Raw genomic sequence first — 12,222 nt, 5'->3', positions numbered from 1 at the left:
ATGACTCATGGCTTGATTATGTGGCTCATCATCGGCGCGATCGCCGGCTGGCTTGCCGGCCTGCTCGTCAAGGGCGGCGGCTTCGGGCTGATCGTCGACATCATCGTCGGGATCGTCGGCGCGGTGATCGGCGGCTGGCTCGCCGGGCTGCTCGGCATCAGCATCGGCAGCGGCTTCATCGGCTCGGTGATCGTCGCGGTCGTCGGCGCAGTGATCCTGCTGTTCGTGATCCGGCTATTCAAGCGAGCGGCCTGACGCATCTCTCCACGCGCCTTCGGGCGCGTTTTCGCATCAGGCCGGCGCGCGGCCCGTTCGCCGCGCGCCACCGGCCCGATCAACGCTTCGCGCGCGGCAACCAGCCGTCGAGCACGTCAGCCGGCAGCAATCCGCTGCGCGCCTCGCGTGCACCATCGCGCCCGATCCACACGGTGCGCAGCATTTCCCCTCTCCATCCCGCATCGAGCACCGCGCGCAGACGCTCGGGCATCGGTTCCGCGTTCGCATACTGCGCGACCGGCGGCGACAGGTTCATCTGCGCGGGCGCGGCCGGCATGCTGATGTGCGTGGCGTGCTGATCGGCGGCTTTCGGCACGTCGCGCGCATCGTGCGCGCCGGCAGGCGGCAGCGCCGCGAACCGCAGCGCGCAGCCGGCCGCGAACGATGTCACAGCGACCATTTGAGTTCTCCATAGAAGGTACGGCCCGGATACGGGTGGAACACGTAGTAGCGCCGGTCCGTCAGGTTGTCGATACCGACCGATGCGGTCCAGTGACGATCGAGGCGGTAGCGCGCCTTCAGGTCGACGACCGTGAACGAGCTCGTGCCGCCGTAGACGTCCGGATTCACGTCGCTGTTGTCGAGCGTGTTGAACTGGCGGCCCGAATAGCGCACGCCAACGCTCGCGAGCCAGTGCTCGTCGAAGTGATACGACGCGAGCAGGTTCGCGCGCATGCGCGGAATGCGCGGGAAACGCGAGCCGACGTAGGCTGGATTCGCGGCATCGGCGAGGATCTGCGCATTGCTCGCCGACACGTTCGCGTCGATCGCGAGACCCTTCAGCCCGACGTTCTCGCCGCTGAACGCGAGTTCGACGCCGCGCACGCGCACGCGGTCGACGTTCGAGATGTTGGTGACGGTCGACGCGCCCGACACGGTCGTCTGGCTGTAGATCGAATCGCGCAGGTCGCTCTGGAACACGCTGCCACGCACGACGCCGATGCCCACGTCGCGTTCGGCGGTGAAGTCCCAGTCGATCGCCTTTTCCGGCCGCAGGTTCGGGTTGTTGTTGACGATCGCGTTGTTCGAGATCGTGCCCTGGAACAGCTCGCCGACCGTCGGGAAACGCGTGCCGGTCGCGAACGACAGCCGGAAGCGCCAGACGTCCGTCGCGTCCCATTGCAGCGCGACTTTCGGCGACAGCGCGTTCGCGCCGCGGTCCGCATAGCCCAACGTACCGCTTGCGTTGCCGAGCGCGCCGCCGTACGCATCCCAGCGCTCGTAGCGCAGCCCCAGCGTCGCGAGCCAACCTGGCGCGAAGCGCCACGCGTCCTGCCCGAACAGCGCCTGCGTGCGCGTGTCGCCGCGATAGACGCTCGACAGTGACGTGGTCGGCCCGGCCAGCCAGTCGGCCGTGTTGTACGTGACGTTGCGCAGGAAGTAATTGTCGTAGTGATAGCCGAACGTGAACGTGTGGCCCTTCACTTCCGGTGCCTCGGCCTTCAGGTCGAGCGTGCGCCAGCCCGTGCCGTCGCCCTGGAACAGCGTGCCCGCACCGCCCTGCACGGTCGACGCAGCACGCAGCACGTCGCGCGACACGTCGTACGCGGACACGACGCCCGACAGCCGCCAGCCGGAATCGAGCCGGCCGTTAAGGCCGAGCGCATACAGCCAGTTCTCCTGGTCGCCGCGCTGCGGCGCGAACGCATTCGGCGCGACGGTCATGTTCCGGCCGCCGATCGACACGTTGCCGCCGTAGACCGGATTGCCGGCCGCATCGCGCAGGAAGGTTTCGCCGTGCTGCCGGTAGTGGTTCTCCCAATGCCCGAGCGTGAGCGTCGCGTCGACATGGTCGGTAAACGCATAGCCCATCCGGACCGTCTCGTTGAGCTGCTCGGTCCGCTCGATCGTCTGCGCGCCGACGATCGTCCGCGGCTTGCCGTTCGGCCCGATGTCGGTCGCAGCGCCCGTCACCGGCACGGCCGCACCCAGCTTCGGGTTGTAGGCCGAATTGGGGCTTGCATACTGCATCGGCTGCCCGTTGTTCTCCAGCCGGTCGAGCGACAGCGCGAACCAGAACCGGCCGACGCGGTTCGCAATCCGCGCGGTCTGGTGATTGCCGCCGAAGCTGTCCGCGAACCCGTAACCGTCGTGGTAGCGCTGCGTAAAGAACTGCGTCGACAGCGACGCCTCGAGTTTTTCCGGGCGGCGCGTCGTGAGCAGCACGGTCGAGCCGATCGAATTGCCCGGATACAGCGCGGAAAAGGGGCCATAGAGCACGTCGACGCGCGCGATGTCGTCGGGCGGAATCAGCGACCAGCGCGGCGGGTACGCGTAGCTCGAGCCGAGCAGGTTCGACAGCAGCACGCCGTCCGCATAGACGAGTCCGCGCGCGCTCTGCAGTTCGTTGAAGTCGCGGCCCGCGAACACGCTGTTGCGGTCGCCGATATAGCGCTTGCGGACCATCAGGTTCGGTGCGTACTTCAGCGCGTCCTCGGTGGTGACGTTGGTGTGCGAGTCGATCCGCTCGCGCGTGATCGACTCGACGACGGCCGGCGTATCCGGATCGACGGGTTGCCGCTGCGCGGTCACGCTGACGGCGGTCAGCGTATCGCCGGCCGAGGCGGTCGACGGGGCCGCGACAGCGGAGGCCGGCGCGGCGGCACCGGCGGAACGATCAACACCGCTGCGGGCCGAATCGACGGGTGCATCATCCGGCGAGGCCGCGTGGGCGGCTGGCCACGCGAAAGCGGCCGCGCACGCGAGCGCGAGCCGGCCGCGCGACGACCGCGCGGCGAAGGTAGACGACATGAATGAATTCCTGAAAACGGGATCGGACGCCGCCGGACACGAGCGGACGCACCGCGCATGAACGGCGCGGCGCGCGGACTCGGCCGCGGGCGGCACGCGCGCCACCGGGACGCGCGGACGACATCAATCAGATCGGGGCGTTTTCAGGCGGGGCGCGCGGCTGCGCGAGCCGGATGCCCTTGCGGGGGAAGTCGGGAACGACCGGCGCGGCCGCGCGGTAGGCGAACGTCCGCACGAAGCCCGGCATCGCGGGCAGGCTCGTGCCGAGTGCGACGTTCGCCGCGAAGCCCGGGCAGTACACGCAGTGCGGCACGCCGGCATGGTCGAACGACGATGTGTCGCGGTCGTCGCCCGACTGCGCGAGCACGACCTGGCGGGCGCCCGCTGCGCTGCACAATTCGAGCGTGAGCGCGCCGGAGCCGCTCGACGCAAGACGCGCATAGCCGATGACAGGCGACAGTACGTTCAGTACCAGCGCCAGCCATACGAAGCCGATCCATCGCGTCGTTCGTTTCATCGCGGTCCAGGAAAAAGTGCGCGCAAGTATAACAAGCGGTCCGATTGTTGCCGATTGCGCAGAGTGCAATAGTCGGCATTGCACTTCATCGCACTTCGCATCCCGGCGCATGTGCCGTTAATACAACAGAGACAAAATCTAACGATTCGCCTCTGGCAAAAATCCAAGCACGAGGTTGATAATCATTGAACCTGCTGGAGAAATGATCATGGACGAAAGACCAACTCGCATGCCACCGCCCGAGCAAGTGATGAGCCCGGATCCGGAACCCGTCGGCGTGGAATTCCTCGCCGAACTGCCCGAGCACGTTCGGGCCTTCTTCGACGAGCAGCACAAGCTGTACTCGCCGAAGTGAACGCCTGTTCGGTTCTGTAACCGCCACGTGTCGATCATCGCTATCGTGCGGTACATCACTGCGCATCGCGCGCAATTCGCCTCGCACCCGGGCCGCAACAGCCTGACGGTGCTGGATCAGCTCGCCTGCTGATTCTCCTGTCGCGTCGCTACGCCGCGCGACCGTCTTCGTCTATTCTTCTGGTTTTCCACGTCCGGCCTGCCCGGCTCTCCCGATCATTCCGATGAAGCAAGCCATTCGTGCCAGCGTCGCTGTCGCCGTGCTCGGTGTCGCCCTCATTTCGTCGCCGCGCATTGCCAGCGCAGACGGCGACGACACCGCCCTCACCAACGTCGTCGCGCTCGCGTCACAGCGCCTCGCGCTCGCCGAACCCGTCGCGCGCTGGAAATGGGCGAATCACAAGGCGATCGAGGACCAGCCGCGCGAAGCGGCGCTGCTTGCCTCGGTCGAAAAACGCGCGGCACAGGCCGGCGTCGATCCCGCGTTCGCACGGACGTTCTTCGAGGATCAGATCGCCGCGAGCAAGGACGTGCAGAACGCACTGTTCGCGACCTGGCGCGCGACGCGGCCGCCCGAGGGCACGCCCCCCGATCTCGCGACCAGCACGCGCCCGGCGCTCGACCGGCTGACGCAGAAAATGCTCGCGGGCCTCGCGCGGGTCGCGCCGCTGCGCGATGCGCCCGATTGCCAGGCACGGCTCGCGCGCAGCATCGCGAACTGGAAGACGCTCACGCGCTATGACTCGACGCAGTCGCAGGCGCTCGACACTGCGCTGTCGCACGTCTGCTCGGCCGGCGGCGCAAGCGCGATCGGCTGACGCAACAGGCGCAGCGGCGCGAATCGCGCCGCTGCGTTCAACCCGCGGGCGTGAGCGCAGCGAGCGGAATCAGTTGGAGCCCGCGCGCGAGGTGCGTCTGCAGCAGGCGATGGGTGAAGGGTTCGAACGTGCCGTCCGCCGCGTCGACCACGAGCCGTGTCGCCGCGTCGAGCGATTCCGCCGAACCGAGGTAGCGCCAGCCGTCGATCACATGAAACAGGCGGCGCTCGCCGTTCGCCTCGAACGCAACGGCGCCCTCGAACGGCCAGGGCGCACCGCCCGCACGGGTCGTATCAGCCGCCGGACGCCGGTTGTACGACGGACGCAGCCGGGCGATCCATTGCGCTTCGGCCAGCATCGCGCCCAGTTCATTACCGGTCTCGCGCCATTCGACGCGCCGCACCTGCTGCGCGAGCCGCATTTCCTTCGACGAGCGCCGCTCGCCCGTCAGCAGCGCGCGCAGCCGCTGCCGCACGCGCACGCTGCGGCCGACATACAGCGCTGCGTCGCCCTCCCCGAACAGCGCGTACGCGCCGCACCCGGCCGGCGCGGTATCGAGCCAGGCTTCGGTCAGGTCGCCGGCCAGACGGAAGTGTCGCGTCGTGCGCGCGATCTGGTCGCGCAGCCGCTCGAGCGGCACGATGTCGTGCAACTGGCGCCAGAACTGCCAGATCAGGTCGGCATCCGCGAGCGCCCGGTGACGCGCAGCCGGAACGAGGCCATGCCGCTCGATCAATGCGTCGAGCCCGTGCCGCGACTCGCGCGGGAACAGCGCGCGTGACAGCCGCACCGTACACAGCACATCGGGATTGAATGCGAAGCCGGCGCGCTCGAATTCGGCGCGCAGGAATCCGCGGTCGAAACTCGCGTTGTGCGCGACGAACAGCTTGCCGTCGAGCCGCTCGAACAGCGCCGGCGCGAGCGACGCGAACGACGGTGCGCCACTCACCATCGCGTCCGAAATGCCCGTCAATTGCTGGATGAACGGCGGAATCGACTGGCCCGGATTGACGAGCGTCGTCCACGTCGACACGCCGAGCGGGCCGATTTCGACCACGCCGATTTCGGTGATGCGATGCTCGGCGGACGAACCACCGGTGGTTTCAAGGTCGACGAAGACGAGCGGCTGTTCGCTGGCGGGATCGGGCGGGCGGGAATCGGACATGAAAAGACACGGAAACGATGCTTCCGTGAGTATGCACCGGCATGCGTGTTCGCGGCCAGCGTGGACGGCAATGATCCGCCCCCGGAAAACGAAAAGCCCCCGCGATGCGGGGGCCGGACGTGATCGGCAATGCGAGGCGCGTCAGACCGCCTGGATATTCGCTGCCTGCTTGCCTTTCGGCCCGACTTTCACGTCGAACGAAACACGCTGGTTTTCCTTCAGCGTCTTGAAACCGTCCATCTTGATTTCGGAAAAGTGCGCAAACAAATCTTCACCACCATTGTCCGACGTAATAAAGCCGAAACCTTTAGCATCGTTAAACCATTTCACGATACCGGTATCCATGTCTTCGTTCCCCACTCGTTTAGATCAAAAAAGCTATTTTTATAGCCGTTTCCCGAAATCCCGAAACATTGCGCCAGCACCCGCACCAGCACGCCGCCCGAGGACGGAGTGCTGACTTTATAAATTGGACAATCCGGGTGCGTCAAGAAAATTTTTAGCGACCTCTTTATCAAAAAAGCGCCAATACCACTGGAATCGGTACACCATCGCCTTTGATTAATTGATTCGCGTCAAAAACCTGTCAATATTACCGGGATCGGATCGTCAATAATCTCGGCCACGAAAATCCTACCGGGGGACAAATCGGCTCGGTAAAATCCTCGGGTTTTTTCCGGGTTGCGGAAATCCGGGGACATTGCGATGCTGGTGTAACGCCGAAAGGAAGGAGAGGGTCATGTGGCTGGACGGAATCAAGCGCTTCGCGAGCCGGCTCGGACGCGTACGCCGCAAGTCCCGCGCGCTGGCCGAGTCCGCTCGTGAAGCCCCGTGCGACACCGAGTTCGATACGACCTGGCACGGCGATCACTGGCAGAACCTGCTCGCATCGCCGCTGGATGCCCGTCACTACGTGATGGAAGACTGGACCTACACGCCGCCGCAAACCGAAACCGAAGAAGCTGCCCCGTCAGGCAAGCGCAAACGGCGCTCGTTCGCGCAATAGCGCACGGTAAGCGGGGCAAAAAAAAGCGCGACTGGGAAGTCGCGCCGACAAAGGTTTGGAGATCTTTTCCGTCAACGAAAAAGTCTGCTTCGGAAAGCAGAGATCGCAGTATAGCGAGAGAACATCCTTTCATTAGCCATGCTCCACACAAACCTCTATTGCCGATGCGTCAATAATCGCTAAGGCTGCCACCGCCTGCCGCTGATCGTCTGTCGCGACCACGCAACGCCCGCTACGTACTCCTGATCGCCATTTTCTTTCGCTGCACCGCCGCAAACCCTTGATGGACAATCGTTTGCGCGCATTTTCCGATCTTTGCGGATTCCAAAATACATTATTGCTTAAAGCGCGCCTCTCGCCTGCTCCGCCCGCTCCGTACACTGCAAACAGCTTTTCGAGAAACGCACCGCCGCCCTGCCGGGCCGGCAACAGCGTCACGCACAACACACCCGTCCGGCAGCAGGTTCGATCGACATCATCCTGTTTGGAGACAGATCCATGAAAAGAACCCTGATCGTCACCGCGTTGTCGGGTGTATTCATTACGGCAGCACACGCACAAAGCAGCGTGACGCTATACGGCCTGATCGACGCCGGCATTACCTACACGAACAACCAGCACGGCCACAGCGCCTGGCAGGAAACGAGCGGGTCGGTCAACGGCAGCCGTTGGGGCTTGCGCGGTACCGAAGATCTCGGCGGCGGCCTGAAAGCGATCTTCACACTGGAAAATGGTTTCGGCATCAACAACGGCGCGCTGAAGCAAAACGGCCGCGAATTCGGCCGGCAAGCGTTCGTTGGTCTCGCGCACGACAGCTATGGCTCGCTGACGCTTGGCCGCCAGTACGACAGCGTCGTCGATTATCTCGGGCCGCTGTCGCTGACCGGCACGCAGTACGGTGGCACTCAGTTCGCGCATCCGTTCGACAACGACAACCTGAACAACTCGTTCCGGATCAATAACTCGGTCAAGTACCAGAGCGCGAACTACAACGGGCTGAAGTTCGGCGCGTTGTACGGCTTCTCGAATTCGACCAACTTCTCGAACAACCGCGCATACAGCGTCGGCGCGTCGTACAGCTTCATGGGCTTCAACGTCGCGGCCGCGTACATGCAGCTGAACAACAACATCAATTCGCTGGCGCTCGCGGCAGCCGATCCGGGTGCGGTCGCCGGCGACTGGACCTTCGCGGCCAGCCGCCAGCGCACCTGGGGCGCGGGCCTCAACTACACGTTCGGGCCAGCGACCGCGGGCTTCGTATTCACGCAGACGCGCCTGACCGATTCGGTCGGCATCAGTGCCGGCCAATCCGGTGTGTCGGCCGGCATTCCGCTGGCGGGCGGCACCCGCTTCAACAACTACGAACTGAACGGCCGCTATGCGCTCACACCGGCGCTGTCGCTCGCGGGCTCGTACACGTATACCGACGGCCGTCTCGACGGTCAGAAGCCGAGCTGGCACCAGTTCAACCTGCAGGCCGACTATGCGCTGTCGAAGCGCACCGACGTGTACCTGCAGGGCGAATACCAGCGGGTGCTGGCGGACGGCCTGCCGATCGGCGCCAACATCAACGGGCTGGGCGCCGCGTCTTCGACCAACAAGCAGATCGCGGTCACGGCCGGCCTGCGCCATCGCTTCTGAGCGACCGGCGCATCCGCTTCACGCCGGATGACGAAGCGCCCCGCCGGGGCGCTTTTTCTTTGCCGGAATACGCAGGCTGCCGCTCAGGCGCCCGCTGCCGGATAACGGACGTCGAGTATGTCGATCGGCTGCGGGCCGGCCGGCGTCATCAGCGTGACGGTATCGCCGATCTTCGCCTTGATCAGCGCACGCGCGACCGGCGAAATCCAGCTGACGCAGCCGCGGTCGAGATCGACCTCGTCGATCCCGACGATCGTGACCGTGTGATCCTCGCCGTCCGGCGTCTCGTAATCGACCGTTGCGCCGAAGAACACCTGGTCGACATTCTCCTGCCGGCTCGCGTCGACGACTTCGGCCAGATCGAGCCGCTTCGTCAGGAAGCGGATGCGGCGATCGATCTCGCGAAGCCGCCGTTTGCCGTAGATGTAATCGCCGTTCTCCGACCGGTCGCCGTTCGACGCGGCCCACGACACGAGCCGCACGACCTCGGGGCGCTCGACGTCGATCAGGTTCAGCAGCTCGTCCCTCAGCCGCTTGTGGCCGGCGGGCGTGATGTAGTTCTTCGCGCCCGCTGGAATGGCGGGTTGAGCCTGGTCGAGATCGTCGTCGTCACCGTCCGACTCTTTGACAAACGCCTTGTTCATGATGCAGATTCAACACGTGGATGACTGATGCTCCAAGGGTACACGAAGGACGCCCCGCCAAGGCCGCGCAGCGTAATTCGCGAATAAGGCTTCCCTTTTTATACAACCCTGCTATAATTTCGCTTCTGCGTGCGGCTGTAGCTCAGTTGGATAGAGTACTTGGCTACGAACCAAGGGGTCGTGGGTTCGAATCCTGCCAGCCGCGCCACCTTTTCGAGGGCCTTCCCAACCGAAGGCCCTTTCAGTTCGAAGTAGTAGTATTTGTTTTGCGTGCGGCTGTAGCTCAGTTGGATAGAGTACTTGGCTACGAACCAAGGGGTCGTGGGTTCGAATCCTGCCAGCCGCGCCACTTTTTTGGGGGCCTTCCCATCGCAGAAGGTTCCGACAGTTGAAGCAGTACCGTTTTGCGTGCGGCTGTAGCTCAGTTGGATAGAGTACTTGGCTACGAACCAAGGGGTCGTGGGTTCGAATCCTGCCAGCCGCGCCACCTTAAAAGGGCTTTCCTCCGGGAAGGCCCTTTTTCTTTTCTGCCCTCCCCTCGCTTACGTCACACCATACTTGCGCCCGACGCGCTTCGGACGAGCGCCGGCAATGCCGCGCCTTCGCTCCGCAACACAAAAATGAAAACGGCGGCCATCAGCCGCCGTTGCACGATCGCCCGCAAGGGTGCGCGTCAATAATCCTGCCGCTCGCGCTCGATGCGCATGCCGCCGTCGTGGCGCGCATGCGCGCCGTCGTCGGTCGAGCGCTCGCGCATGATCCGCATCACGTCCGGATTGGTTCGCACGCGCCGCATCACGTTCGCGAGATGCACGCGGTCGCTGACCTGGATCACGAAACGCAGCACCGTCGATTCGTGCGTCAGATCCTCGTCCATCGCGATATGAACGATGTTCGCGTCGGCCGACGTGATGTCCGCGGCGACGCGCGCAAAGATGCCCTTCGTATTCTTCACGAGCGCCTTCACCGCGACATCGAACAGGCGGCCCGGCTGCGGCGCCCACTCGACGTCGATCCAGCGGCCCGGATCGCGGCGATGGATGCGCTGCGCAACGCGGCAATCGGTCGTATGAATCGCCATCCCCAGGCCGATGCCGATGTAGCCCATGATCGCGTCGCCCGGAATCGGCCGGCAGCATGCCGACAACTGCACGGACATCCCTTCGGTGCCGGTAATCACGACCGGCGGCGCATGATGCGCCGGATGCCGCTCGGACTTCGGCAGGTCGTCGTCCGCGTCGCGGCCGCTCATCAGCACCTCGATGCGCTTGGCCATCACCGCGGCGACGCGGCGGCCGAGGCCGATGTCCGCGAAAATCTCCTGACGGCTCTTGTTGCCCGTCCACTGCACGAGCTTCTCCCACACTTCCGGCGCAACGTCGGCCAGCGCGAGGCCGTAGCCCTTCAGGCTCTGGTCGACGAGCCGCTCGCCAAGCTGCACGGACTCGTTCAGGCGCATCGTCTTCAGGTAGTGACGAATCGCCGAGCGCGCCTTGCCGGTACGCACGAAGCCGAGCCATGCGGGGTTCGGCTTCGAGTACGGCGCGGTGATCACCTCGACGATGTCGCCGCTCTTCAGCTCGGTACGCAGCGGCAGCAGCTCGTTGTTGATCTTCACGGCCACGCACTGGTTGCCGAGATCGCTGTGGATCGAATACGCGAAATCGAGCGCCGTCGCGCCGCGCGGCAGCGCCATGATCTTCGACTTCGGCGTGAACACGTAGACCGCGTCGGGGAACAGGTCGATCTTCACGTGCTCGAGGAATTCGCTCGAATCGCCGGCTTCGCTCTGGATGTCGAGCAGCGACTTCAGCCACTGGTGCGCGCGCTTCTGCACGTCGCTGAGATCCGCACTGCCGTTCTTGTACAGCCAGTGCGCGGCCACGCCGGCCTCGGCAATCTCGTGCATCTTGCGCGTGCGCACCTGGAACTCGATCGGCGCACCGAACGGGCCGACGAGCGTCGTGTGCAGCGACTGATAGCCGTTGATCTTCGGGATCGCGATGTAGTCCTTGAACTTGCCGGGCACCGGCTTGTACAGCGCATGCAGCGCGCCGATGCACGTGTAGCAGTCGAGCGCGCTCTCGACGACGACGCGAAAGCCGTACACGTCGAGCACCTGCGAGAACGACAACTGCTTGTCGCGCATCTTGCGATAGACGCTGTAGATCGTTTTTTCGCGGCCGGTGATCTCGGCGTCGATCTTCGCGTCGGCCATCGCGCGCTGCGCGGCCTCGAGGATCTTGCTGATCACTTCGCGGCGATTGCCGCGCGCGGCCTTCACGGCCTTCTCGAGCGTCGCGTAGCGATGCGGGTTGAAGTTCGCGAAGCTCATGTCCTGCAGCTCGCGATACGTGTTGTTCAACCCGAGCCGGTGCGCGATCGGCGCGTAGATGTCGAGCGTTTCCCGCGCGACGCGACGGCGCTTTTCCATCGGCACCGCGCCGAGCGTGCGCATGTTGTGCAGGCGATCGGCGAGCTTGACGAGAATGACCCGCACGTCGCGCGCCATCGCGAGCAGCATCTTGCGGAAGTTTTCCGCCTGCGCTTCCTCGCGACTGCGGAATTCCATCTTGTCGAGCTTCGACAGGCCGTCGACCAGTTCGGCGACCTTCGGGCCGAACCGTTCGGCCAGCTCGTTCTTGGTCACGCCCTGGTCTTCCATCACGTCGTGCAGCAGCGCGGCCATCACGGCCTGCGCGTCGAGCTTCCAGCCGGCGCAGATTTCCGCGACGGCGACGGGATGGGTGATGTAGGGTTCGCCGCTCTGGCGATATTGACCGAGGTGGGCTTCGTCGCCGAAGTGGAACGCCGCCTTGACCTCTTTGATTTCGTCCGGGGCGAGATACTCGGCAAGCGCGGCCGTCAGTTTCGCGATCGAAACGACGCCGTGCTTGCGCGGCTGCTCCGGAGTGGCGGTCGGCCCGAACAGATGCCGGAAGGACTGTTCGAGGACCGCGTCGATGTACTGGCGCGCAGGCGACTGGGCCGTGACTTCGGTGGTCGGATCCGCGGAGGCGGACGATGGGGTGGTGCTCATATTCGCCTCC

The 12,222-nt window shown here is 64.7% G+C and carries 11 protein-coding genes, 3 tRNA genes and 1 pseudogene; 8 read left to right on the top strand and 7 right to left on the bottom strand.

Annotated elements, in window-relative coordinates; translation table 11 throughout:
- A complete protein-coding gene (locus LXM88_RS09925; protein WP_027788093.1) occupies positions 1-255 on the top strand; it encodes a GlsB/YeaQ/YmgE family stress response membrane protein in 255 nt (84 codons plus the stop codon).
- A gap of 79 nt (positions 256-334) precedes the next feature.
- Here LXM88_RS09925 and LXM88_RS09920 read toward each other — a convergent pair.
- The 3 genes and pseudogenes from LXM88_RS09920 to LXM88_RS09910 all read right to left on the bottom strand — a co-directional run.
- A pseudogene (locus LXM88_RS09920) lies at positions 335-544 on the bottom strand (TlpA family protein disulfide reductase); the annotation flags it as partial.
- A 119-nt stretch (positions 545-663) separates the two neighbouring features.
- Complete coding sequence (locus LXM88_RS09915) at positions 664-3,027, bottom strand: TonB-dependent receptor (protein WP_262541689.1); 2,364 nt, start codon at positions 3,025-3,027, stop codon at positions 664-666.
- A gap of 127 nt (positions 3,028-3,154) precedes the next feature.
- On the bottom strand, positions 3,155-3,544 hold the full coding sequence (locus LXM88_RS09910; RefSeq protein WP_262541688.1) for a DUF2946 domain-containing protein: 390 nt from the start codon (positions 3,542-3,544) through the stop codon (positions 3,155-3,157).
- Between the two features lie 208 nt (positions 3,545-3,752).
- Here LXM88_RS09910 and LXM88_RS09905 point away from each other — a divergent pair, with 208 nt between their 5' ends.
- Positions 3,753-3,899, top strand: a complete 147-nt coding sequence (locus LXM88_RS09905; RefSeq protein ID WP_009690993.1) for a hypothetical protein — start codon at positions 3,753-3,755, stop codon at positions 3,897-3,899.
- Between the two features lie 223 nt (positions 3,900-4,122).
- Entirely contained in the window at positions 4,123-4,716 is a 594-nt protein-coding gene (locus LXM88_RS09900; protein ID WP_262541687.1) for a chorismate mutase, read from the top strand.
- 37 nt (positions 4,717-4,753) lie between these two features.
- Here LXM88_RS09900 and LXM88_RS09895 read toward each other — a convergent pair whose 3' ends face one another.
- Both LXM88_RS09895 and LXM88_RS09890 read right to left on the bottom strand, forming a co-directional pair.
- On the bottom strand, positions 4,754-5,881 hold the full coding sequence (locus LXM88_RS09895) for an exonuclease domain-containing protein (RefSeq protein ID WP_262541686.1): 1,128 nt from the start codon (positions 5,879-5,881) through the stop codon (positions 4,754-4,756).
- Between the two features lie 141 nt (positions 5,882-6,022).
- The gene (locus LXM88_RS09890; RefSeq protein WP_011351289.1) at positions 6,023-6,226 is read right to left on the bottom strand and encodes a cold-shock protein; all 204 of its coding nucleotides are present in this window, start codon (positions 6,224-6,226) and stop codon (positions 6,023-6,025) included.
- A gap of 394 nt (positions 6,227-6,620) precedes the next feature.
- Between LXM88_RS09890 and LXM88_RS09885 the strand changes: the two genes are divergently transcribed.
- Complete coding sequence (locus tag LXM88_RS09885) at positions 6,621-6,887, top strand: hypothetical protein (RefSeq protein ID WP_262541685.1); 267 nt, start codon at positions 6,621-6,623, stop codon at positions 6,885-6,887.
- A 498-nt stretch (positions 6,888-7,385) separates the two neighbouring features.
- Complete coding sequence (locus LXM88_RS09880; RefSeq protein ID WP_262541684.1) at positions 7,386-8,528, top strand: porin; 1,143 nt, start codon at positions 7,386-7,388, stop codon at positions 8,526-8,528.
- A gap of 83 nt (positions 8,529-8,611) precedes the next feature.
- On the opposite strand, the gene greB is transcribed toward LXM88_RS09880, so the two are convergent.
- Positions 8,612-9,172 carry a transcription elongation factor GreB gene (gene greB / locus LXM88_RS09875; protein ID WP_262541683.1) on the bottom strand — a complete coding sequence of 187 codons (561 nt, stop codon included), beginning with the start codon at positions 9,170-9,172 and terminating at the stop codon, positions 8,612-8,614.
- A 131-nt stretch (positions 9,173-9,303) separates the two neighbouring features.
- Between greB and LXM88_RS09870 the strand changes: the two genes are divergently transcribed.
- The 3 genes from LXM88_RS09870 to LXM88_RS09860 all read left to right on the top strand — a co-directional run bounded on the left by LXM88_RS09870 (position 9,304) and on the right by LXM88_RS09860 (position 9,659).
- Positions 9,304-9,380: transfer RNA gene (locus LXM88_RS09870), tRNA-Arg, on the top strand.
- 64 nt (positions 9,381-9,444) lie between these two features.
- Positions 9,445-9,521, top strand: a tRNA-Arg gene (locus LXM88_RS09865).
- Positions 9,522-9,582: 61 nt separating this feature from the next.
- Positions 9,583-9,659: transfer RNA gene (locus LXM88_RS09860), tRNA-Arg, on the top strand.
- Between the two features lie 186 nt (positions 9,660-9,845).
- Here LXM88_RS09860 and LXM88_RS09855 read toward each other — a convergent pair.
- Entirely contained in the window at positions 9,846-12,212 is a 2,367-nt protein-coding gene (locus LXM88_RS09855; protein WP_262541682.1) for a RelA/SpoT family protein, read from the bottom strand.
- Positions 12,213-12,222: the final 10 nt, after the last annotated feature.

The organism is Burkholderia sp. S-53 (assembly GCF_025560745.1).
Classification (GTDB): domain Bacteria; phylum Pseudomonadota; class Gammaproteobacteria; order Burkholderiales; family Burkholderiaceae; genus Burkholderia; species Burkholderia pyrrocinia.
The sequence above is the reverse complement of the archived record's forward strand: the minus strand, read 5'-3'. Positions and strand labels throughout refer to the sequence as shown.